Source organism: Novosphingobium sp. PhB57, assembly GCF_004342985.1.
Taxonomy (GTDB): domain Bacteria; phylum Pseudomonadota; class Alphaproteobacteria; order Sphingomonadales; family Sphingomonadaceae; genus Novosphingobium.
In genome coordinates this window covers 424,666-447,552 of sequence record NZ_SMBO01000005.1, presented here as the reverse complement: position 1 = coordinate 447,552, position 22,887 = coordinate 424,666, and the positions used below count along the sequence as shown (strand labels likewise).

The 22,887-nt window shown below is 68.5% G+C and carries 21 protein-coding genes; 8 read left to right on the top strand and 13 right to left on the bottom strand.

The features are described from left to right. Nucleotides 1-55: 55 nt before the first annotated feature. From EDF58_RS17275 to EDF58_RS17265, 3 genes are all read right to left on the bottom strand, one after another. Nucleotides 56-979, bottom strand: a complete 924-nt coding sequence (locus tag EDF58_RS17275) for a hypothetical protein (RefSeq protein ID WP_132267777.1) — start codon at nt 977-979, stop codon at nt 56-58. Between the two features lie 70 nt (nt 980-1,049). Then, nucleotides 1,050-1,445, bottom strand: a complete 396-nt coding sequence (locus tag EDF58_RS17270) for a DUF202 domain-containing protein (RefSeq protein WP_132267775.1) — start codon at nt 1,443-1,445, stop codon at nt 1,050-1,052. Between the two features lie 25 nt (nt 1,446-1,470). Further along, entirely contained in the window at nt 1,471-1,875 is a 405-nt protein-coding gene (locus tag EDF58_RS17265; protein ID WP_243654329.1) for a DUF1622 domain-containing protein, read from the bottom strand. A gap of 195 nt (nt 1,876-2,070) precedes the next feature. Between EDF58_RS17265 and EDF58_RS17260 the strand changes: the two genes are divergently transcribed. The 3 genes from EDF58_RS17260 to EDF58_RS17250 all read left to right on the top strand — a co-directional run bounded on the left by EDF58_RS17260 (nt 2,071) and on the right by EDF58_RS17250 (nt 6,285). After that, nucleotides 2,071-2,820: a siderophore-interacting protein gene (locus EDF58_RS17260; protein WP_132267773.1), complete on the top strand. Its 750-nt coding sequence runs from the start codon at nt 2,071-2,073 to the stop codon at nt 2,818-2,820. Nucleotides 2,821-2,960: 140 nt separating this feature from the next. Continuing rightward, nucleotides 2,961-3,530 carry a TetR/AcrR family transcriptional regulator gene (locus tag EDF58_RS17255; RefSeq protein ID WP_132267772.1) on the top strand — a complete coding sequence of 190 codons (570 nt, stop codon included), beginning with the start codon at nt 2,961-2,963 and terminating at the stop codon, nt 3,528-3,530. Nucleotides 3,531-3,900: 370 nt separating this feature from the next. Beyond that, nucleotides 3,901-6,285 (top strand): adenosylcobalamin-dependent ribonucleoside-diphosphate reductase, encoded by a 2,385-nt coding sequence (locus EDF58_RS17250; protein ID WP_132267770.1) that lies wholly within the window; start codon nt 3,901-3,903, stop codon nt 6,283-6,285. Nucleotides 6,286-6,289: 4 nt separating this feature from the next. On the opposite strand, the gene EDF58_RS17245 is transcribed toward EDF58_RS17250, so the two are convergent. The 5 genes from EDF58_RS17245 to EDF58_RS17225 form a co-directional block, all read right to left on the bottom strand. Further along, on the bottom strand, nt 6,290-6,871 hold the full coding sequence (locus tag EDF58_RS17245) for a DedA family protein (protein WP_132267768.1): 582 nt from the start codon (nt 6,869-6,871) through the stop codon (nt 6,290-6,292). 58 nt (nt 6,872-6,929) lie between these two features. Next, nucleotides 6,930-7,214: a hypothetical protein gene (locus EDF58_RS17240; protein ID WP_132267766.1), complete on the bottom strand. Its 285-nt coding sequence runs from the start codon at nt 7,212-7,214 to the stop codon at nt 6,930-6,932. Nucleotides 7,215-7,339: 125 nt separating this feature from the next. After that, nucleotides 7,340-8,119, bottom strand: a complete 780-nt coding sequence (locus tag EDF58_RS17235) for a hypothetical protein (RefSeq protein WP_132267765.1) — start codon at nt 8,117-8,119, stop codon at nt 7,340-7,342. Between the two features lie 47 nt (nt 8,120-8,166). Beyond that, the gene (locus EDF58_RS17230; protein WP_243654328.1) at nt 8,167-8,859 is read right to left on the bottom strand and encodes a DedA family protein; all 693 of its coding nucleotides are present in this window, start codon (nt 8,857-8,859) and stop codon (nt 8,167-8,169) included. A 24-nt stretch (nt 8,860-8,883) separates the two neighbouring features. Next, nucleotides 8,884-10,173 carry a glycosyltransferase family 1 protein gene (locus EDF58_RS17225; protein WP_132267763.1) on the bottom strand — a complete coding sequence of 430 codons (1,290 nt, stop codon included), beginning with the start codon at nt 10,171-10,173 and terminating at the stop codon, nt 8,884-8,886. 214 nt (nt 10,174-10,387) lie between these two features. On the opposite strand from EDF58_RS17225, the gene EDF58_RS17220 reads away from it, so the two are divergent. Together EDF58_RS17220 and EDF58_RS17215 are read left to right on the top strand one after the other, a co-directional pair. Further along, nucleotides 10,388-11,161 (top strand): response regulator transcription factor, encoded by a 774-nt coding sequence (locus EDF58_RS17220; protein ID WP_132267761.1) that lies wholly within the window; start codon nt 10,388-10,390, stop codon nt 11,159-11,161. Next, a complete protein-coding gene (locus EDF58_RS17215; protein ID WP_132267760.1) occupies nt 11,161-12,522 on the top strand; it encodes an ATP-binding protein in 1,362 nt (453 codons plus the stop codon). The genes EDF58_RS17220 and EDF58_RS17215 overlap by 1 nt, the downstream gene beginning before the upstream one ends. Before the next feature lie 82 nt (nt 12,523-12,604). Here EDF58_RS17215 and egtD read toward each other — a convergent pair whose 3' ends face one another. The 5 genes from egtD to EDF58_RS17190 all read right to left on the bottom strand — a co-directional run bounded on the left by egtD (nt 12,605) and on the right by EDF58_RS17190 (nt 18,784). After that, the gene (gene egtD / locus EDF58_RS17210) at nt 12,605-13,615 is read right to left on the bottom strand and encodes an L-histidine N(alpha)-methyltransferase (RefSeq protein WP_132267758.1); all 1,011 of its coding nucleotides are present in this window, start codon (nt 13,613-13,615) and stop codon (nt 12,605-12,607) included. A 1-nt stretch (nt 13,616) separates the two neighbouring features. Next, entirely contained in the window at nt 13,617-14,867 is a 1,251-nt protein-coding gene (gene egtB / locus EDF58_RS17205) for an ergothioneine biosynthesis protein EgtB (RefSeq protein ID WP_243654342.1), read from the bottom strand. A 217-nt stretch (nt 14,868-15,084) separates the two neighbouring features. After that, complete coding sequence (locus EDF58_RS17200; protein WP_132267754.1) at nt 15,085-15,795, bottom strand: YoaK family protein; 711 nt, start codon at nt 15,793-15,795, stop codon at nt 15,085-15,087. A gap of 208 nt (nt 15,796-16,003) precedes the next feature. After that, nucleotides 16,004-18,304 (bottom strand): DPP IV N-terminal domain-containing protein, encoded by a 2,301-nt coding sequence (locus EDF58_RS17195; RefSeq protein ID WP_132267752.1) that lies wholly within the window; start codon nt 18,302-18,304, stop codon nt 16,004-16,006. 207 nt (nt 18,305-18,511) lie between these two features. Further along, entirely contained in the window at nt 18,512-18,784 is a 273-nt protein-coding gene (locus tag EDF58_RS17190) for a hypothetical protein (RefSeq protein ID WP_132267751.1), read from the bottom strand. A 97-nt stretch (nt 18,785-18,881) separates the two neighbouring features. Between EDF58_RS17190 and EDF58_RS17185 the strand changes: the two genes are divergently transcribed. From EDF58_RS17185 to EDF58_RS17175, 3 genes are all read left to right on the top strand, one after another. Next, nucleotides 18,882-19,217, top strand: coding sequence for a hypothetical protein (locus EDF58_RS17185; RefSeq protein ID WP_132267749.1), 336 nt, complete (start codon nt 18,882-18,884; stop codon nt 19,215-19,217). Between the two features lie 121 nt (nt 19,218-19,338). Next, complete coding sequence (locus EDF58_RS17180) at nt 19,339-20,112, top strand: TSUP family transporter (protein ID WP_132267748.1); 774 nt, start codon at nt 19,339-19,341, stop codon at nt 20,110-20,112. A 184-nt stretch (nt 20,113-20,296) separates the two neighbouring features. Beyond that, a complete protein-coding gene (locus EDF58_RS17175) occupies nt 20,297-22,870 on the top strand; it encodes a hypothetical protein (protein ID WP_132267746.1) in 2,574 nt (857 codons plus the stop codon). Nucleotides 22,871-22,887: the final 17 nt, after the last annotated feature.

Here is a 22,887-nt window from a genome sequence, read left to right as displayed (position 1 = left end):
GCACCCAAGGATGCGCGGTTCCGGCCGGGGAAGTCGAGAGCGCCCGGCACGGCATCTACTGCGGTGCAGGCTGCGTGGCCGGCAGCACCCCCGGCACGGTCCGCCAGCGGTCGAAATCGGCGCGGGATTCGCCGCGCATGGACTGGCTGAGCAGCAGCATGGGGAACTGCGATTCCCGGATGCCGCCCGATGCCGGCCGGTCGATGTCCATGATGAGCATGAGCGACATGACCACCAGCAGGTTCATCACGCAGGACAAGTAGAAGCTGGCGCGGGTGCGGATGATGTAGCCGATGATGAAGGCGGCGATCAGCACGTAGACGATCAGCACCCAGAACACTTCCTCGGGCACATGGGCCATGCGACCGGTCTTGCGCGAGGTATCGAGGTCTATCACCGCGTTGATCGAGGACACGAAGGTGCTGGACATGTCGTACTGGCGGATGCTGTCGAACCCGGCCAGGGTGGCGGACCAGATGTCGTTGACGATGCGGTTGTTCTCCGCCAGCTCGTTGCGCAGCTGCTCCGGCGTCGGTTCTCCGGCCAGGGCTATGCGGTTATCGGTATAGCGGGTCAGCAGCGCGCTCAGGCGGGCACGGTGCGGGTCGGGCAGGATCTGCGTCTGGAGATAGGCCGTGCCGATGGCGTTGGCTTCTTCCAGCACCAGGCCCCTGCGCGTTTCGAAACGGTCCACCGCCAGCGCGAAGGTGAAGCCCAGCAGCAAAGCCAGCAGGCCCAGCACGGCCGGTACGATCGCGCTGTTCACATCGTCGCCCGGATCGTCGGCCCCGGCTTTCGCGGAGGTGGTGGCCGCACCCGGCATGCGGGGATCGGCACTGACCGTGGCAGAGCGGCGCGCCCCTTCGATCCGGGTTCCCAGCCTCATGCCCAGCCATGTCAGGCCGACCACCACGGCAAGGAGCACGAGCCCCAGGATGACGATGGGAACCGAGGCAAGCGGACTGGTTATGGGCATCATGACAGGCTCCGTTGGGCGAGAGGTGGGGCGGCAAGCGATAGGGCGGCGGGGCGGGAACTCGGGCCGGTGCTCACACCAGTCGCGTGGCGATGGCGGTGAAAAGGAACAGGCCTGCCACGGACATCACGAAAGCCACCAGCAGCACGGAGCGGCCGAGCTTGAAAGGCTCGACGCGGGCGACGTCGCGCAGGGTGATCCAGTAGCTGGCCGTGCCCAGCAGCATGGCGCCGGTACCCGCCGCCGCCAGGAACATGCCGACATGCTGCGGGCTGTCGGTACGGGTGATCTGGGCGTTGTCCGCCAGGCTCTGGAGAAATTTGTAGATCGTGAAGCCGAAGCTGAGCATCGACAGCGAAGTGCGGATCCACGCCATCAGCGTGCGGTCTGCCGCCAGGATCGTGCGGATTGCGCCCAGGTCGCCCGGTAGTTCGGGCGTTTCGCCCTGGGCAGGTTGCGTCGTGGCCATCAAAGCTCTCCCGTGCAGGACCCGATCAGGGGGCGGCGGTTCCCATTGGCGCGGCACGCGCTTCGGCAGCGTCCCGCATCGCTTCGGCCCTGCGCTCGGCCCGCTCACGAAGCGAATCCATGTCGCGGTCGAGGAAGTAGTTCAGGAAAGTCCTGAGAACGGCGATGGCAGCCAGCTTGCCGATGTCGTCCCAGTTGGGCGCGATCGTGGTTTCCACGATGTCTGCGGCAAGCTGGAACGTCAGCCCGGCCACCAGCCAGCGCCCGAGCGAAAGCCAGACCGGGCCCAGTTCCTCTTCAGAACCGTTGAACAGCAGCAGGCGCGACAGGCCGATGGCGCCCTGGATCGAACCGATGGCGATGGCCAGCATCGCCAGCAGGTTCACCCCCAGCGCCAGGTATTCGGCTATGCTATGCAGAATGTCTTCCATCGACAGGCCCCTTCTTCGGACCCTGGGAGGATGTTCCGTTCGGGCGGCCTTTGCCCATCGGGAGAATCCCCGGCAAAAGCGGCGGCGGCTCCCCGGAGCGAGGGCCGTGGGCCCTTGCGAACAGGGATACCAGTGAGTATCTGAAAGGCGGGAAGGGAGCGCGCCCATTCGCGCCAACCGCTCGCAGGAGAGCCCATGAAGCACCAGATCAACCGCGTCCGCCACGAACTGCACCGCCGCACGCTCGTGGTCAGCCGGGTCGAGAACGTCACGCCGAACATGTTGCGGCTTACCCTGAGCGGGGACGAGCTGGCCGGTTTCACCAGCCTCGCGCCTGACGATCATATCAAGGTCTTCGTGCCGGAAGGAGAAAACGGCGAAACCGCCATGCGCGACTACACGCCGCGCCGCTACGACGCGGAAAACAATGCGCTGATCGTGGACTTCGCGATTCACGAGGCAGGGCCGGTCACCGCCTGGGCTTCGGGCGCGAAAGTGGGCGACGAGGCGCGCATCGGCGGTCCGCGCGGTTCGCTGGTGGTGCCGCAGGACTTCGACTGGTGGCTGCTGGTGGGAGACGAGACCGCGCTGCCCGCCATCGGCCGCCGGATCGAGGAACTCGCGCCCGGAACCCCCGTCACCAGCCTCGTCGCCGTGACAGGGGCGGAAGAAGAGCAGGTATTCGCAACCGCCGCGCAGCACGAGGCGATCTGGGTTCACCGCCCGGCCGCGCAGGCCATCGATGCCGAACCGCTGCTGGAAGCCCTGCGCCAGTTCGTGCCGCCCGCGGGCGACGGTTTCATCTGGATCGCCGCGGAAGGCGCCGTGACGCGGGCGCTGCGCACTTATGTGCTGGAAGAACTGGGCCATGTGCCGCAGTGGCTCAAGGCCAGCGGTTACTGGGTGAAGGGTGCGGCGGACACGACGGAGAAGTTCGAAAGCTGATCCCGGGGCGCCGCTGCGGGCAAGGCGCGGCGCTCTTTTGAATACCGATAAGTATCCCGAAACGGGCCGCGCAGACGGCCCGCTTCGGCAAGAAACGCCAGGCCGTCCGAACGAGGCGGACCGACAGGAGAAGTGGGCATATGACGCGGCTGACGCGGAGTGAAAGCCAGGCGCTCACGCGTCTGCGGCTGCTGAAATCGGCGCGCGAGCTGTTCCGGCGCGACGGCTATGCCGTGACCTCGGTAGACCGCATCGCCGAAGCGGCGGGGTACAGCAAGGGCGCGGTCTATTCCAATTTCGAGGGCAAGGAAGCGATCTTCCTGGCCGTGCTGGAATCGGAAAGCGAAGAGAACCTCCGGGAATTGCTGGCACGGCTGGAAAAGGCCGAGGAAACGGCGGAAATCGTGACCATTCTGGCAGATTGGGCGGATGAGCGCTCGCGGTTCGGGGGATGGTCGCTGACCATTCTGGAACATGCCCGCGTGGCCCAGGGCAAGGACTCGCTGCGCCGGCAGGAAGAGATCGTGCGCGGGCAGTGGCGCAAGCTCGGCAGCTATCTGCTCGGCCGCTTCCCGGGGTGCCGGGCCGCGCCCGAGCAGCTTGGCGCGCTGCTGTTCGAGATCGCCTTCGCCCCGGCCCTGACCTTCGTGTCCGCACCCCGCGCCGGAGACCTCGTGCGGCTGGCGCTGCCGCCCCTGCTTCCCGGCTAAGGCCCCTGCTCCACCACGAAAGTTGCCCGCAAGGGTTGTAATCGGGAAACCGCCCGGTATCCTGAATCCCGTCGCGTCCGGATGGCCGGGCGCGGCGGAGATTGCCGCCATGATCGCTGCCCAGGCGCCGCTTCGCGCCCCGATGAGACGCGTCCCCAAGGCGCGAACGTCGCCCAGGTCTCCGCAGACCTGCGAGCGCGCTCCGCCCGGCGCCTGACGCGCAAGCTCTCGATACCGACAACCAAAACCGCTCCGCGGCCGTTACCCTGATGACGGCCGAGGCTTCGGCGCGCCCGCAGGCGTGCCCGCCGCCCATCCAACCGATCTGGCCGACCGATCTCTGGCCGACAGATCACGACAAGGAACCGCCATGCCCGCCCCGACCTCGTCCGCTCCCAGTTCTTCAGGCCTGACTTCCTCCGGCCCCCTCGACCAGCCCGTCACCCTGCACGTCTGGAAGGAGAAGTACCGGCACGCCGATGAGCAGAGCCCATCCGACACCTTCCGGCGCGTGGTGGCGGGCGTCTATGCCCGGGACGATGCCGCCCATGCGGCCGAGGCGCTGGCGGCGCTGGAGGCGCGCGACTGGGTGCCCGGCGGCCGCATCTTCGCGGGCGCGGGCACCGGCAAGCGGGTGACCTGGATCAACTGCTTCGTCAGTCCGATCATCCAGGATTCGATGGATACCGAGCCGGACCTGCCGGGCGTGGGCATCATGGACGCCTTGAAAGTGGCCGCCTTCACGCAGCAGCAGGGCGGCGGCATCGGCATGGACTTCGGCACGATCCGCCCCGACGGCGCGGTGGTGGGCCGCACGGCCTCGGTCTCCTCGGGGGTGATCCCGTTCATGGTCATGTGGGACGGCATGTGCGTGACGATCCGCAGCAGCGGATCGCGGCGCGGCGCGATGATGGCCATGCTGCCGGTCTGGCACCCGGACGTGATCGCCTTCGTGGAAGCCAAGACGCGCAAGGACGTGCTGAAGAACTTCAACGTCTCGGTGGCGATCACTGACGATTTCATGGCCGCGCTGGAGGCCGATGCGGACTGGGACCTGGGCTTCTCCGTGCCCCGCGCGGACGGCAGCCATGTCGCCGTCACCGAGCGCGACGGCAAGCCGTGGTACGTCTATCGCCGCATGCGCGCGGCGGAACTGTTCGACCTCATCACCCGCACGACTTACGAATATGCCGAGCCGGGCGTCGTCTTCGTGGACCGGGTGAACCGGCTCAACAACCTTTCCTACTGCGAGACGATCTCGGCCACCAACCCTTGCGGCGAGCAGCCCCTGCCGCCCAACGGCGATTGCGACCTGGGCCACGTCAACCTGGCCAACATGGTGCTCGATCCCTTCACCGCCGCTGCGCGGGTGGACTGGGAGCGGCTGGCCGCCACCGTGCGGATCGGCGTGCGCTTCCTCGACAACGTGCTGGAAACCTCGCCCTTCCCCACCGAGGACCAGCGGCTGGAGGCGCAGGCCAAGCGCCGCATCGGGCTGGGCTTCACCGGCCTGGGCAATCTGCTCCAGCAGCTGGGCCTGCGCTATGGCGAGGCTGCCGTGCCGATGGTGGAGGAAGTCTGCGCGGCGATGGCGGCAGAAGCCTATCGCGCCTCGATCGCGCTGGCGAAGGAGCGCGGGCCGTTCCCCGCCTATGACCGGGACCAGTTCGCCCGTGCGCCGATGCTGGACAAGCTCCCCGCGGACATCCGCGCCGACGTGGCCAGCCACGGGATCCGCAACGGCGTGCTGCTCACCATCGCGCCCACCGGCACCACCAGCATCTTCTACGGCAATGTCAGCTCCGGCATCGAGCCGAGCTTTTCCTGGCGCTACAACCGCGCCGTCGTGGTGGAGCAGACCGCCACCGAGCAGCGCACGGAAAGCTTCACCGTCGAGGACTACGGCTGGTACCTCTACAGCCGCCTGCCGGGCTTCGATCCGGCCGCGCCGCTGCCGCCCTACATGGTGACCGCGCTGGAACTCTCGGTGGAGGATCATATCGCCGTGGCGGCCGCCGCGCAGAAATGGGTGGACGCGGCGATCTCCAAGACGATCAACTGCCCGGCGGACATGCCCTACGCGGCGTTCCGCGCGGTCTACCTGAAGGCCTGGGAGACCGGCATGAAGGGCTGCACCACGTACCGGCCCAGCGGCGTGCGCGGCTCCGTGCTGTCGGAGCCGGTGTCGGAACAGGTGAAGGAAACGGCCGGGGAAACGGCCAAGCCTGCAGCGCCGGCGCCGACTTTCCCCAGCGAGGCGCCGGTGCCCAGGCGCCCGGAAATGCTTCAGGGCCGCACGATCAAGATCAAGTGGCCGGTCGATGGCGAGAACTACTACCTCACCATCAACGATTACCTCGCGCCGGACGGCCGACGCATTCCCTTCGAAATCTTCATCAACACCAGTTCGGCCGAGAATTTCGAGACGATGGCGGCGCTCACCCGCACCCTTTCGGCGGTCTGCCGCCGGGGCGACGCGGTGTTCATCTTCGAGGAACTGGAGCGCGTCCATTCGGCCAAGGGCGGGGCTTTCGTGGCTCTGGAGCACGATACAAAGGGGCGCTACGCCCCCAGCCTGATCGCGCTGATCGGCCGCATCCTGCGCGAACATGCGGAAGGCCCGGTCGCGGCGCCTGCGGCCGCGAACGACACGGGGGGTGCCGGAGAGACCTGCCCGAACTGCGGCGAGCACTCCGCGATCATGATGGAAGGCTGCCTCACCTGCCCGCAATGCGGCTTCAGCAAATGCGGGTGAGGCCCTAGGTTTCGTCCGTTTCGATGGCGCGGCTGAGCCGGCGCCGGAACAGCAGGGTCAGCGCGGTAGCGACGGCCACGAGCGCGAAGACAGCGAGCGCGACGTGGCCGAAGCGCCGGAGGTGGCCGAAAGCCAGCTCCACGACCTGCCCGAAGCTGTAGCCGATCCCGGCGATCACCACGCCCCATACCGCCGCCGCCAGCGCGTTGAGCGCCACGAAGCGGCGGGCAGGGATGTTCGAGGTGCCGATGGCGATGGGGCTGATCGTGCGCAAGCCGTAGAGGAAGCGGAAGGCCAGGATGAAGCCGGTGGGATAGCGCTCCAGCAGCTTGAGCACGCGGGCGAATGCCTTCCGTTCGGTGACTTTGCGCACCAGCCTGTGCATGCGGAAGCGGCGGCCGAGCAGGAAGAAGAACTGGTCCGCCACGAAAGAGCCGATGGCGGCGGCGGCCATGACGCCCGAAAGCGGCATCAGGCCCTGGTGCGCGATGAGACCGCCGGACATGACCACCGTCTCGCCCTCCACCGCCGCGCCCAGCGCCACGGCGGGAAGGCCGAACCGGGCGATCAGCGCCGCTATGGCCATTGCGGGTATGCGCCCTACCGGACGCGCGCCGGGGCGGCGTCCATCAGGGGCGTGCCGGTCAGAGCTTGTCTTCCACCACCCGCAGGCGTGCACCCGCGCCGACGGCGATGGAGGCGCCGTCGGGATATTCGACCACGCCGTCCGGACGAAGCATGGCGAATTCCACCGTATCCATGCTGCCGTTGATGGTGATCGGCGTGATCGTGGACATCGGCACCGTATCGCCCTTCACCTTGAAGGTGTCGATCCGCCAGGCCAGGACCTGGTCCATCTCGGCCGAATCCGTGCGCTCACGGCCCTTGCGGGTCTCGGTGGAGAGGTAATAGCCTTCGGTTGCCGGCACGCATGCCGTTGAAATAAGCTCGTGATCTACCACGCCGTTTCGTCCTAGTGTGCCCCCGCGGGCGTTCCCGGCGCTTTGCACGGGATCGACCACGCAGGCCTATCCTAGCCGCGCTTACGGCATCCTTACAGGGTGTTTTTCACAGGTATTTTCATTAGGGCAACACTTGCCGGGCCAGGTCTGTCTGCGGATTCCGTTGCCGCCTGGGCACCGTCGGCGCTCTCGATGCCTTCGGCGCGGGCGGCGCCATATTGCGCTTCCCAGGCGGCCAGATCGCTGCGGTACTGCTCATAGCTGTCGAAGAAGGCGCGGAACGGGGCCTCGGCACTGGCCAGGGCCGAGGGCGCGAAGCCTTCGAGCTGGGCGGGGGTCACGGCTTGAAGCGAGCCCGTCAGCTCCAGCGCGGCGCGGCAAAGCGAGGGCACTACCGGCGGCAGCGCGAAGAAGTTGTAGACCTGCGTCTGGTAGGCCTCGCGTTCGCGAATGGCCTTGGCGCCGAAGCGGGCGCGAAATTCCTTGTCGAGCGTCTTGTTGGTGGCCGCCAGGGACTTGGCGTACTTCTTCTGGAACTCGGTGTACCCCGCCAGGATCGGTGCACCATCGGCCCCGGTGCAGTTGAGCGCCGCCACGTTGTAGGCGGAGCGCAAGTTCCAGATCGCCTGCGCCGGGGAGAGCGCGCTGTTGACGGTATGGCGCGCGCCATCGGCGGCGCGGGCGGGAATGGCCATGCTGGGAGAGGCGCCCATCGGCGGCATCGGGCGCGGCGGCACCACCACCACGGGCGGCGGCGGGGGCGGCGGCACTTCGGCCACCTTCGGCGCACTGCAGCCCGCCAGCAGCGCGGCCAGCGCCGTGCCGGCCGCGGCGGCTAGAATTGCAGTCTTGCGGGAAACCGCTGCGGTCATCGTCCTGTCCATTCCATCACCCCGTCCATTGGTCTCATGCCGAATTGTCACGCCTTGCGCCGCCGCCGCCGTCCCAGCAGCCGCGATCCGAGCAAGGTCAGCCCCATTGCCGTGGCCGCCAGGGCCAGTCCGCCCAGCAGCAGCTTGCCCTCGTCGATCGCCAGCGCCGCGCCCAGCGGTCCGGCGGCGAGGTAGCCGGGGGCGAACATCAGCGGCACCCAGAGGCAGGCCGAAGCGACGTTGGCGATCTGGAAAGGCCGCCGGGGCATGGCCAGAACGCCGGCCACCAGCGGCACCGTCGCGCGGATCGGGCCGAGGAAGCGGCCCATGAAGATCGCCGCGAAGCCGTATTTGCGGAAGAACAGCCGGGTGCGCGCCACGGCCGGACGATGGCGGTTCAGCGGCCAGCGGCGATAGACGCGCGGGCCGATGCGGTTGCCGAAGGCGTAGGAGACCCAGTCCCCCAGGATCGATCCTGCCACGGCCCAGAGGAAGATCGGCCAGGCTTCCAGCGCATCGGCGCCGATGAGGCCGCCGATCGCCAGCATGACGGCGGTGGCCGGCACGAACAGGCCGACGATGGCCAGTGACTCCCCGAAGCAGAGCGCACCCACCACCGGCCCGGCCCAGATGCCGTGGGTCGATACGAAGGCGCTGGCCTGGGCGATCATGCCTTCCATGGCAGGGTCAGGCCCCGCCCGGATCAGGGCGCGTGCCGAAACCGCGGGGAGAACGTCCACCGGAGACAAGTTTCGGCGCTACGCTCACGCGGCGCGGCTCAGGGCTTCGGCGGGGCATGGTTCGGCAGAGCGGGGGGCGGCGGGGCAAGTGTCGGCAGGGGAGAGGCTGCGCCCGAGCACGTCCATGTAGCAGGCCAGCACCTGGTGCGAGGCGGCGTCCCAGTCGTAGGCCTTGCTCGCCTCGCGCGCGAAAGCGCCCATCCGGGCACGGCGGCGGCTGTCGTTCACCAGCAGGCGCAGGGCATCCAGAGCGCCCTCCTCGTCACCGGGCGCGTAGAGCAGGCCGGAGCCGCCCTCCAGCAGGTTGCGCCCGCTCGGCATGTCGACGCACACGGTGGGCAGGCCCGAGGCCATGGCCTCCAGTGTGACGTTGCCGAAAGCCTCGGTCGTGCTGGGATTGAGGAACAAGTCGGCGCTGGCCACGGCGCGGCCTAGTTCAGCGCCCATGAGGTGGCCGGCGAAACGGGCCTGGGGCAGCTTCTGCTCCAGCCAGGCGCGCTCGGGGCCGTCTCCCACGATCAGCGGGCGGACCGGCAGGCCCTCCGCGATCAGGCGGCGGCAGAGCGCGACGAAGGCGGCCAGGCCCTTTTCGCGCACCAGGCGGCCGAAATGGAGCACGGCCACTTCGCCTTCGGCCACGCCCATCGCGCGGCGCCAGGCCAGGTCGCGCGCATGCGGCGTGAACTGCGTGCGGTCCACCCCGCGTCCCCAGAGCCGCGTGCGACCGGCCAGCCCGGCCTCGGCGAATTCCGCGGCGATGGCGGGGGTGGGCACCAGGATGCGATCCGAATTGCGGTAGAAGCGCGCGAGGTGCCGCTCCATCGCCGGGCGCACGAGGCCCGCGCCGTAGAAGGCGGCATAAGTCTCGAAGCGGGTGTGCAGGCTGGAGACGACCGGGATGCCGGCCTGCCGCGCCAGGCGCTGGGCGGCGGTGCCGGTCCAGTCGGGCGCGGAGACATGGACGATCTCCGGCGCGAACTCGGCCAGATTGGTGCGGATGCGGCGCGGCAGGCCCAGCCCCAGCCGATAGTCGCCGCGCCCCGGGATCCTCACCGAAGGGACCGATATCAGCGTTCCTTCGGGCGCGAAGGCGGGGGCGGGCGCCGTCGGCGAATAGACGCGCACGGTGCAGCCGCGCCGCTCCAGATAGCCGACCAGCCGGTTGAGCGCCTGGTTCGCGCCGTCGCGGACGTAGTTGTAGTTTCCCGAAAAGAGCGCGACGCGCGGGCGCCGGCTGGAAGCGGGCGCGCGGGGGGGAAGGGGGCGTGGCAGGGACGGGCGTTCTTCGGGCGCGATTTCGACTTGCGGCTTCATGTCCTGGTTTCGATTTGCGGCGCGGTCCGTTCCGCCCGCCGCTCGGCGCCGCGCTATTCCGCCTTGGCTTACCGCAACCTTACAGCCTGCCGGTGCGTGGGAGGATGTGCGCAGGGGGCGCATGTCTGTTGCGCGCCGGTTCCATCCCCGCGATAGATGGGGGGATGACTGGCACTCCGATCACTCCCGCCCCGCGGCTCCCCGAAGGCGCGCCATGCGGCTGCTGATCGTCGAGGACAATGCCGAGCTGGCCGAGCTGATCGGCATGCACCTTCGCGACGGGGGCTTCGGCAACGATATCGTCGCCACCGCGGAAGAGGCGCGCATCCTGGTGGAGGCGGGCAACCATGCCGCGCTGCTTCTCGACCTTGGCCTGCCCGACCAGGACGGCATCGCCCTGCTCCGCTCGCTGCGGGCTGCCGGCCATTACCTGCCGGTGCTGGTGCTGACCGCGCGTTCGGCCATTGCCGACCGGGTCGCCGGGCTCAATGCCGGGGCCGACGATTACCTGCCCAAGCCCTTTGCCGCGGAGGAACTGATCGCCCGCGTGGCCGCGCTGCTGCGCCGCTCCATGGGCGAGAACGGCAGCGAGATCGCCTGCGGCCGCTTGCGCTACGACGTGGCCTCGCAGACGGTGCGGGTGGGGCGGAACGGAGAGGTTTCCAGCATCGTCCTGGCCCCGCGCGAGGTCCAGTTGCTCGACCTGCTGATGCGCCAGCGAGACAAAGTGGTGCGCAAGACCCAGATCGAATCCGTGTTCTTCGGCCTTGGCGAGGAATTCTCCTCCAATGCTGCCGAAGTCAGTGTGCACCGGCTGCGCAAGCGGCTGACGGCGCTGGAGGCGGGCGTGGAGATCGTGACGGTGCGCGGCCTGGGCTACCTGCTGCGCGCCGCGCCGGAAGCGTTGCCTGTGGGGCTGCCGGAAGCGGCACCTGAAGTCTCGTCCCCCAATTCGGCCCCCGATCCGGCCCCCGACCCGGCGCCCTGATGCCCACCCATTCGATCCTGCGCCGCATCCTGTTGCTCCATGCGGCGGCCACGCTGGTCACGGCGGTCCTGGCGGCCTGGGGCGCGATGCTGCTGATCGACAGCACGGGGGACCGGCTGCAACGCCAGATCCTGGACGAATATGCCCAGAAGATGCAGCACGGGCTCCACCGGCAGGGGGGCGGCTGGACGATCTCGAAGGAAACCGCCTCGGCCCTGCGCGGCGGCGGCTCCAGCTTCAGTTTCTGGATCGAGGACGAGGGGCGGCCCGTCGCCATCGAGAACTTGCGCTCGGACCCTTCGCTGTCAGTGCCGATGCGGGCGGGTGCGGCCTATTTCAAGCGGGTGCGCGGGCCGCGGATCTATTCCGGCGTCTCCATGCCGCTGATGGGCGAGCGGGGCAGCTGGCTGGTGATCGTGCAGAACCTCGACCATCCGGACGTGATCTTCGACGACCTGCGCGCCGATATCGCGGTGGTGGGCGGGGTGCTGCTGGCGGTGTTCCTGGTGGGGCTGCTGGCGGTGGACGCCTATATCGTGCGTCAGTCGCTGGCGCCGCTCAAGCGGGCTTCGCGGCAAGTGGGGCAAGTCTCGCCCTATCAGCTCCAGCAGCGGGTGGACACGGCGGGCATGCCCGAGGAAGTCGTGCCGCTGCTCCAGGCGATCAATGCCGCGCTCGACAGGGTCGAGGAAGCCTACCGCATCGAACGCGATTTCGCGGCGGATGCGGCCCATGAGCTGCGCACCCCGCTGGCGATCCTGCGCTTGTTGGTGGAGCAGGACGGAGCGCCCGAGGCGGTGCCCCGGCTGCAACGGCAGATCGACGCGCTGGAGGCCATGGTGGAGCGGCTGCTGCTGCTGGCGGAAGTGGACGCCATGGCCTGCGACCCCGGCGAAGTGACGGATCTGCGCGCCCTGGCGGAAGAACGCGTGGCGGGGATCGCGCCGCTGTTCATCGCCCGCGGGCAGGAGATCGAGATCGTCGGCGCCGAAAGCGTGCCCGTCTTCGCCGCGCACCACCTGGCCGCGCGTGCGCTCGATTCCCTGCTGGAAAACGCCATGAAGCACACGCCGGCCGGAACGCATGTGGTGGTGACCGTGGATCCCGCCGCCGAAATCCGCGTGGCCGATGACGGACCGGGCCTGCCGCCCTTCGCCGCCGGTGACGAACTTTTCGCGCGCTTCTCCTCGGCGCGGCGCGACTTCAAGAGCGGGTCGGGGCTGGGGCTGGCCATCGCCAGCGAACTCATGGCGCGGACCGGCGGCAATCTGGAGGCCGCCGAAAACCGCCCGTGCGGCACTGTGTTCCGCATGCGCTTCCACCCGGTGCCGACGGCGCCGCGCGGCGCGCGGCGGGGCTGAGAGGGATCAGGACTGCGCAAGGGGTCGCAGGAGCGACGGACGTGCGCGGAACCACCGCGCACGCCGTCCTGCATGATGGCCGTCAGGGTTCCTGACGGGCTCCGTCGGCCTTGGCCAGGATCAGCGAGAAATCGCCTTGCGAGTCGGTCCAGTGCTCCAGTTCGCGCCAACCGCTGGCCGCCAGCAGTACGCGCATTTCCCCGGGGCGGTACTTGTGGCAATTCTCGGTGTGGATGGTTTCGCCGCCTTCCATGCGGAAGGGCTGGCCGTCCACCTCGAAGCGGATCGCGCGGCGGGCTTCCAGATGCATCTCGACACGGCTGGCCAGCGGATTCCAGCGCGAGACATGGCGGAATTCCCCGACCGGGATCGAGCCGCCCAGCTCGCGGTTGATGCGCTGGAGCAAGTTGAGGTTGAACAGGGCCGTCACCCCCTGCGCATCGTCATAGGCGGCGGTGAGCCGCTGCGGGTCCTTCACCCGGTCGATGCCGATCAGCAGGTGGGCATTCGTGCCCAGCGTCTCGCGCATGGAGCGCAGCAGGTCCACGGCGGCTTCCGGGGTGAGGTTGCCGATGGTCGATCCGGGGAAGAAGCCCAGCATGCTGCGCGCCTCGCCATCCTGCCGCAGCGGCAGATGGACGGGGTTCATGAAGTTCGCTTCCACCGGCACGATGCGCAGGGCGGGGAACAGGCCCTGGAGCGCGGCGCAGGCCTCGTCCAGGAATTCGCCGCAGATGTCGATCGGCACATATGTCGCACGCGGCATGGATTTCAGCAGGATGCGCGTCTTGATCGAGCTGCCCGATCCGAATTCCACCACCGTGGCATCGCTGCCGATGCGCTCCGCCACGGCGGGGCAATGGGCCTGCAGCAGCGCGGTTTCGGTGCGGGTGGGGTAGTATTCGGGGACCTGGGTGATCGCTTCGAACAGTTGCGATCCGCGCATGTCGTAGAACCAGCGCGCGGGCACCGCTTTTTGCGTTTGCGCAAGACCGCGCAGCACGTCGGCGCGGAAGGCGGGGTCTGCCTCGGGCGCTCTGGCAAGGGGACGGACAGTCGGATTCTCGTCGTTCCTGGGGGCCGTGAAATACATGTCAGAGGCTCCTTGCGAGGCGAAGTCCGGTGAACTGCCAGCGCTGGTGGGGGTGGAAGAAGTTGCGGTAGGAAGGGCGGACATGGCCGCGCGGGGTGGCGCAGCTGCCGCCGCGCAGCACGAACTGGCTGGACATGAACTTGCCGTTGTATTCGCCCACGGCGCCCGCCGCCGGGCGATAGCCGGGCCAGGGGCGATAGGCCGATCCGGTCCATTCCCAGACATTGCCGTAGAGCGAGGCGAAGCCGTCCACTTCCTCTTCCGCACGGGGCGCTGCGGGGCCGGCCCGGTCCAGTTGCAGGCCGCCAAGAGGATCGCGGCCGCGCGCGGCGGCTTCCCATTCGTGCTCGGTGGGCAGGCGGGCGCCGGCCCATGTCGCGAAAGCATCGGCTTCGTAGAAGGAGATATGCGTCACCGGGGCTTCGGGATCGACGTCCTGCCAGCCCGCCAGCGTGAACTGTTCCCACTGCCGTCCGCCGCCGCGCCAGTAGAGCGGCGCTGAGACGGTTTCGAGGCCCCCTGCGGCGCCGCGCACCCAGTCCCAGCCATCCGATAGCCAGAGCGCGGCCGTGCCGTAGCCCTGGTCGGCGATGAACTCGATCCACTCACCATTGGTCACCGGACGGTTGGCCAGGGCATGGGGGGCGAGCCAGGCGGGGTGGCGGGGCAGTTCGTTGTCGAAAGCGAAGCGCTCGTCCGGGCCGGCCCCGATCTCCGCCAGCCCCTCTGGCCCTTCGATCCAGCGCAGCGGGGCGCTGCGGGCCGGCGTGGAGGCCGGCGGGGAGGGAGCCGCATAAGCGGGGCCGAGCGGATTGCGCGAAAACAGGTGCTTGATGTCGGTCAGCAGCAGTTCCTGGTGTTGCTGCTCGTGCTGGATGCCCAGTTCCACCAACTCGCCGTGGCGCTCCAGCAGGAGGGGCATGGCCTCCAGCATGGCGGCTTCCACATGGGCGCGATAGTCCAGCACGTCGGCCAGCGTGGGCCGCGTCAGCAGGCCGCGCTCGGGCCGGGCAAGGCGGGCGCCTTCGGCTTCGTAATAGCTGTTGAACAGGAAGGGCCAGCGCGGATCGTGAAGGCGATAGCCGGGCACATGGTCGCGCAGGAGGAAAGTCTCGAAGAACCAGGTCGTATGCGCGAGATGCCACTTGGCGGGCGAGGCGTCGGGCATGGACTGGACGGCGGCGTCGGCCTCGTTCAGCCCCTGCACCAGATCGCGGCTGAGATGGCGGGTTCGCTGGAATCTGTCGGCCATATCCCCGGGAGAGAGGGCGGGGCGCACGTCCGCACGGCTCGACTGTTCCTTCATCGTCTCTCCTTCCGCTACCCGCGTGGGCACGCCTCATGTTCGCCAGCGCCGGAAAAGAAGTCCAGCGCTCACGAAACGAAGGTATGTCGTAGGTAGTGCTCGGGAGGCCGCGAGGTTCCGAGCACCGGAAAAATCCCCATGCGATGCTACCGGCGGTGCCCGGTTACGGCCGATGCGGTTGGGCGGAGCCGGGGTCGCGGGCGAAAAGCAGGGTGGCGCCCAGCACTACCGCTCCGGCGAGTGCCAGCGGCACGGCCAGGCCGACGCGGAGCAGCAGGGCCGCACCCAGGGCCGCGCCGAGGAAGATCGAGAGCACGGCGGCAAGGCGGCGCGCGAAGTTGGGGGAGACGCGCCCTGCCATGTCGGCGGCGATGCCGGTGATCGTCAGGGTGAGCACGGTGGTCGTCAGGTCCGGCACTTTCAGTGCGCGCACCGTGGCATTGCGCAGCCCCATCGCGAAACCGGTGAGGGCGATGACCGAAAGCACGGCGATCTCCGGTGCCTGTGCGGCTACGTCGATCCGGGTGGAAATCGCCGCGGCGACCCACAGCAAGCCGGCTTCCACGACGGCCGCGCGGATCAGCCAGCGGCGCAGCGGCCGGTCGGTATGGGCCCGCGCCAGGCGTCCCGCTCCCCAGGCGCCGACCATGAAGGCCAGCAGCGCCAGCACCGCCGGCACGACCTTGAAGCCCGGCGTACCCGCGGCCGCAAAGCCCAGGAACACCACGTTGCCGGTCATGTTGGCAGTGAACACTTTGCCAAGCCCGAGCACCGAAGCGGCATCGACAAGGCCGGTCGTTGCGGACAACAGCAGCAGCAGGCGCGGGAGGGACGTCTTGGCGGTGATGGTCGGGCCGGTTGTGGGCGAAGTCATGGCGGGGGGCTCCATCGGGACAGGTGTTATCGAATGCGCCGCCCCGGATGCGATCGGGGCGGACGGGAAAGCGTTGGTGGAGCCTTTGTCGCCAGAATCGCCCTTTCGGTGAAGCTGGATAAAACCCCGCCAATCGTTCGATGAAACTGAAAAGCGCCGGACCTTTCGGCCCGGCGCTTCGAAAATTGCCTGCTCGCTTTCGTGGCGGTCACTCCGGCGGGGTGACGCCGTGGCGGGTGAGGAAGGCGAAGATCGTCTCCCAGACGTGCTTGCTGATCATCGGCCCCTTCACTGCGTGGGTATAGCCGGGATAGAGCATCATCTCGAACGGGACGGCCTGGGCCTGGAGCTTCGAGATCAGCACGGTGCTGTTCTCGAACACCACGTTGTCGTCCGACATGCCGTGGATCAGCAGCAGGGGATCGCTGATCTTCGCGGCGTTCTCGATGGCGTCGGAGGCGGTATAGGCTTCCGGCTGCTTGCGCGGGTCGCCCATGTAGCGTTCGGTGTAATGGGTGTCGTAAAGCTCCCACTTGGTCACCGGCGCGCCCGAGATGCCTGCCGCGTAAAGGCCGTGATCGGCCTGGAGCATCTTCAGCGTCATGTAGCCGCCGTAGGACCAGCCATAAGTCGCGATCTTCTTCGGATCGACGAAGTCCAGCGTCTTGAGATACTCGGCGCCCGCGCGCTGGTCCGCCACTTCGACGGTGCCCAGCTTGTGGCGGATCTGGCTTTCGAACTTCACGCCGCGGTTCGGGCTGCCGCGGTTGTCGAGGCGGAAGTAGATATAGCCCTTGTCGACGATGGCCTGCGGCAGGGCGCCCAGCCACTGGCGCGCCACCTGCTGGCTATGCGGGCCGCCGTAGTGCTCGAAGAACACCGGGTAGCGCTTGCCGGGCTCCATCTTGGGCGTGATCATCAGCCAGTGCAGGTCGCTGCCGTCCTCGGCCTTGACCGTGCCGAAGGTGGGCGTGCGGTGGCCGGCCAGATAGGGCGCATAAGGATGCGCGCCGTCGAGGCGGTTTTCCTCAACCCAGGCGAGGCGCTTGCCCTCGGCATCGGCGACATAGCTTTGCGAGGGCTGCGTGGGCGAGGAGCGGGTGACGACCAGCGTGCGGCCGTCCTTGTTCGCCACGGCGGCATTGAACCAGCCTTCCTCGGTCAGCCGCTGCGGCGTGCCCGGCCTGGCCAGGTCGATGGCGTAAAGCTGGGGGGACAGCACATCGTCCTTCGTGCCGGTGAACAGCACGCGCCCGCGCGCCTCGTCCACCGAGACGAGCTTGGTCACCGTCCACCGGCCCGAGGTCAGCTGCTGCCACTTGCCGTTCGCGAAGTGGTAGAGATGGCCGAAACCGTCGCGCTCGGACCACCAGATCACGCTGCCGTCCTTGAGGAAGCGGTAGTTGCCGGACAAGTTGATCCAGGCCTCCGGAGAGGCCTTTTCGGTGAAGAGCACGCTGCTCCTGCCGGTGGCCGGATCGACCGCCAGCATGTCGATCTTCGTCTGCGCGCGGTCCTGCCGCTGGACGTAGAGCATCTTGCCATCGCGCGACCAGTTGACCCGGGCCACGTAGATGTCGCTGTCGGCACCGAGGTCGACCTGGATCTTGCCGCTGCCGTCCGGCTTCATCACGAAGAGCGAGACCAGCACGTTCGGCGTGCCCGCGGCCGGATAGCGCTGTTCGTAAGTGCGCGTGCCCTCCGCGCCGATCGCGGCGCGGGTGACGACCTTGACCGGGGCCTCGTCATAGCGCTCCACGGCGATGCGGCTTTCGTCGGGCGACCACCAATAGCCCGCCATGCGGTCCATCTCTTCCTGCGCCACGAACTCCGCCTCGCCCCAGTGCACGGTCTTGGCGCTTTCTTCGGGGGTGATCGGCTTCTGCGCGCCCTGTTCGAGCGAGCCCACCCAGAGCCGCTGTTCGCGCACGAAGGAAAGATACTTGCCGCCGGGGCTCAGCGCGGAGTTCAACTCGTCCTCGGGGGAATCGGTCAGGCGGCGCACCGAACCGTCCAGCCCGGCCAGGTAGAGATCGCCGTCCAGCGGGACGATGATCGAGCGGCCGTCGTCGCTCCAGTCATAAGCGACGATGCCCTTGAGATCGCCCACGCGTTTGCGTTCGCGCTGCATCTTTTCGGCTTCGGACAGCGGGCGGCTGGAGCCGAGCTTGAGCGAATCCACCAGCATGCGCCATTCGCCGCTCTCGCGGTCGTAGCCCCAGAGGTCGTAGCGCTGGCGGTCCTCGGTGCGATTGCGCAGCAGGGTGAGATAGCGCCCGTCCGGCGAGATCTTCACTTCACGCGGCTGCGGTCCATCGAGCGAGGGGCTGGCGAAGACGCGCTGGAAATCGAGCGCGCCTGCAGCGATGTTCGGACGAGGGGCCGGACTGGCAGGGGTGTCGGCGGCCCGGGGGGCGGTCTTCTCGGTCACGGGGGCGGCCTCTGCGGAGATGAAGCTGGCGGGAACTGTGGCGCACAGGGCGGCAAGCAGCAGGGAGATTCTGGACATCGGACCCATGCCTAGAGCATTTTCCAGTCGGGTGGAATCACCTGATGGCTCGGAAAATGCGACCGCTCCCGCGCATTTCCCGGCCGGTTGGAATCGCTTGCGGCGTCAAGGCGCGTTTGGCCGAATCGGCGCGGTAAAAGCCGCGTTCCCCGCGGGTTTCAGCCGTTTCCCTCGGGAAACATGGCGGTGTGTCCGGCGAAGAGGCGCTCAGGCGCCAGGCGGCTCGGCGCTTTCCTCCAGTTCGGCGATCTCGAAGACGAAGTCCTTCCAGCCCCGCATCCGCACCGCGTCCTGCGTGGCGGCGCGCCTTTTCTTCGCTTCCGCCAGCGAGCGGGTATGCCCCCAGAACACCTCGGTCTTGCCGTTTTCCAGCGTGGCGACAATGCGCCAGTAATGCGTGAAGGGGTCGGCGGTCGGCCCGATCGTCTTCACGTAGCCGTCCGGCATCCGCGCGGTGAGGTATCGCTTTTTCCTGCCCATGGGCCGGCGATAGGACGTCGCAGTGGCAATGTCAGCCGGGGCGCGGTAGGGGCAGGCCGATTTCAGGCAATTCCTTTCAGGCAGATCAGGCAGAGACATGGCCCGCAAGCATCCCAAACACGGCCCCTGGGAAGATCCCACCGAAGAGGAAGAGGCCCCTCCGCCGGTGCCGTGCTGGCTCTGCGGGCGGCCCACGGGCAAGACCATCGTCTGGCATCACCCCGTTCCCAAGAGCAGGGGCGGGCGCGATGTCGTGCCGATGCACCCGATCTGCCAGCAGACGCTGATCGCCAATTTCAGCAATTCCGAACTCCAGCGCCACGGCATGGATGTAGAGGGCCTGCTGCTCAATCCCAACGTGCGCAAGTTCGTGGACTGGGTGGCGAAGAAGGACCCGGACTTCACCGCCGCCATCACCAAAAAGCAGCGCTGACGGCCCGCGCCCTCGAAAGCCCTGCGCCGATCCTTTCCCGCTTCCCCCGCCCCGCGGCGCCGTCCCGCGGGCAGGGAGGGCGGAAGAGCAGCGGCCGTGACCGTACTTTCAGGACCCCTCCATGCATCTGACCCTCGAAGCCATCTCGTTCCTGGTCGCCATCGCGTTCGTGGCGGGCACGGTCGATGCCCTGGCCGGGGGCGGGGGACTGCTGACGATTCCGGCGCTGCTCATGGCGGGCGTGCCGCCGATCGCCGCGCTGGCCACCAACAAGCTGCAGAGCACGATCGGCACGGCCTCTGCCGTGGTCGCCTTCCTGCGCGCAGGCCGAGTGGATTTGCGCGCTTTCGCCGTGCCGGCGGCCGGGGCCTTCGCCGGTTCGGTGCTGGGCGCCACGGCCGTCCAGCATGTCGATCCCGGCTTCCTCACCGCTTTCGTGCCGCTGCTGCTGATCGCGATGGGTCTCTATTTCCTGCTCGCGCCGCCGATGAGCGAAGTGGACCGTCATGCCCGCCTCGGCGGCGCGGGGCTGACCGCCGTCTGCACCGGCATCGGCTTCTACGACGGTTTCTTCGGTCCGGGCACCGGCTCCTTCCTGACCACGGCGCTGGTGGCGCTGGGCGGGCTGGGCCTGGTGCGGGCCATTGCCAATACCAAGTTCATCAATCTGGCGACCAATGTGGCCGCGCTGCTGGCGATGGTGGCCGGTGGCAAAGTGCTGTGGGTTCTGGGCCTCTCCATGGCGGCGGCGAACATTGCCGGCAACCAGACCGGCGCCTGGCTGGCGATCCGCTTCGGCGGGCGCGGGGTGCGGCCGCTGCTGGTGGTCATGTCCTTCGCGCTGACCGTCAAGCTGCTGGCCGACCCGGCCAATCCCTTGTGGACGCTGTTCTAGGGGAGGCGCAGCATATCGCCCCGCCCCCGCCGCGAACCGCACGGCAGGGTCGATCCGTCCGGCAAACCGGCGCCGTGCCCTTGGCAAGGCGTCCAGCGATGTGAATAGGGGCGAGGTGAATAAATTTGCGCCTCGGGACCGATAGTCAGGCAACCGACAGGATGGACGCGCTTTGCCGATCAGCATGAAGGACGATGATTCGCGGTTCCCGCGCGCCGGAGCGCCCCTGTTCCTCGCCGCCTCGGCGCTTGCTGCCGTGGCGGCGGCGCCGGCCCTGGCCGATCCCGCTCCCTTCGAGCTGAGCGGCCCGGACTTGCGGATCGAGGTGACGCGCGGCCAGCAGACCCTGCCGATCGCGCAAGTGCCCAGCCTGGCCGAGGGGGACAAGCTCTCGATCCGCGCCGACCTGCCGGGCGACCAGGGCCAGAAGTTCCTGCTGACGTCCGCCTTCCTGCGCGGGGCCACCAATCCCCCGCCGAAGGACTGGGTCACCACCGCCAGCACCTGGAAGTCCAAGGACAAGGACAAGGCGCTGTCGCTCACCGTGCCCAAGGGCGCGCGGCAGACGGTGCTGCTGATGGTGGCGGATACCGGCGGGGCGGAAGGCGTGCTGCTGGACGCGGTACGCGGCAAGCCGGGCGAATTCGTGCGCGCCAGCCAGGATCTGAACCAGGCCTCGCTCGACCATTCGCGCCTGGCCACCTTCATGGCCGCCATCCAGGCGCAGGACAACACCGGCCCGGAATACTTGCGCACCGTGGCCCCCGTGTTGGCGCGCAGCCTGTCCATCAAGCTCAATGACGAGTGCCTGTCCAAAGTCGTGGAGATGCAGGCCTCCTGCCTGCTGGAGAACCGCGAGGCGCTGGTGCTGAACGACGTGCACTCCAGTTCGCTGGCCGATACACTGACGGGCACCCCCACCGATCTGGCCCTGCAGCTCAGCGCCACGCCCGAGGCGGGCGGCGGCTATTACAGCGCCTATATCGGTGTGGCGCGGGACATCGCGCGCATTTTCGGCGCTTTCAACAACCCTCAGTTCAATTACTTGCCCACGCTTTCGCTGCGCAAGGACGCCACGATGTCGCTGCTGCTCAATGCGGCGCCCTCTTTCCAGAAGCCGAAGTCGGTCATGGTCACGGCGCTGCCCGCGGTGGAGGCGGACATTCCCCCGCAGCTGCGCAGCATCGCCAAGGGGCCGGTCTGCATCGCCCGGCCCGGCGCCGTGCTGCCGGTGGAAGGCGCGCCCCTGGTCTATTCCACGGCCTTCGCGCACGACATGAAGGTCAAGCTCACTAACGGTTCCGGCCAGACGATGGACGTGGCGGTGGTGCCGCGCGCGGACCGGGGCGGCTACATGATCGGGCCGGACGAACTGCCCAGCGCCTTCACCGGATCGCTGCGCGCCCAGCTTCACGGCATGTGGGGCTTCGCGCCGTTCGGCGGGCCGGACTTCCTGCTGCAGCGGCCCGACGGCGCGGCCTGGAAAGTGGCGGGCGACGCTGACGGACTGGTGGTCGGCCGCGACAATGCCGTCACGCTGGAAGGCGCGGCGCCCTCCTGTGTGGAGGAAGTGCTGCTGAGGCAGGGCAGCGGCGCCCCCCGGTCGCTGGAATGGAAAGTGCAGGACGGCCAGCGGCTGACGTTCACCGTGCCGCTGGCCGCAGTCAACCCCGGCGAGATGCGCGTGGAAGTGCGCTATCAGGGCGCGAAGGGCCCGGAAACCGTCACGTTGCGCGCCCGCGCCGAAGCGAGCCGGGTCGACGGGTTCGAGTTTCACGCCGGAGACCGGCAGGGCGTGCTGACCGGCCAGCGGCTGGACCAGGTCCAGTCGCTGACGCTGAACGATGTCGAATACCGCCCGGATGGCCTTACCCGCGAGGATGCGGTCGATCGCCTGCGCCTTTCGGTGAAAGCCGATCCGGCTCAGGTCAATTCGGCCCAGGCCAATACGGCGCCCGGGACTCCGGGCCAGAACACGCCGGGCCAGAACGGTGCGGCGAAGACCACTCCCGCGCTTGAGCAAGGCGCTTCGGCAAAGGCCGTGGTGCGCCTGGCGGACGGGCGCAGCCTGACCCTGCCGGTGCGCGTGAGTGCCCCCCGCCCGCAAGTGGAGCTGCTGGGCCGCACGATCTATCCCGGCCCGGTCGCGCCGGGCGCCAGGGCGCTGGAACTGGGCGCGGGCGAACTTCTGCCTGACAACGGCGAACTGGTCTTCTCGGTAAAGGCCGCGCCGGGTGCCGGTTTCGGCACGCGCGACACGATCGAGATCGCCACGGCGGACGGCCCCGCGGTCGCTCGTCTTTCGGCCGGCAAGGGGCTGACGCTGGAGAGCCGCCAAGTGCTCGTCGCCCGGCTCAAGGCCGCCGACCTGCCGGCCGGCGCCTTCGGGCCGCTGCGCTTCCGTCTGGCCGGGGGTGAGACCACGGGGGACTGGACGCCGCTGACCACGCTGGCCCGGCTGCCCCGGATCGAGAACCTCGCCTGCGACAAGGACGGCGCGAAACAGGAGGCCGGAGCGGGGATCGGAGCAGGGGCAGGAGCAGGGACCGGAGCAGGGGCGGCAACACCCTGTACCCTCACCGGGCGGGACCTGTTCCTGATCGGCTCCGTCTCGGCGGAGCCCACTTTCGCCCAGCCCGCGGCAGTGCCCACCGGCTTCACCGGCTCCAGCCTCCCCGTGCCGCGTCCCGTGGCCGGAAAGCTCTACCTGCGCCTGCGCGATGCGCCCGATACTGCGGTGGCCCTGCCGCAATCCTGAGCTTTCGCCCCAGACGG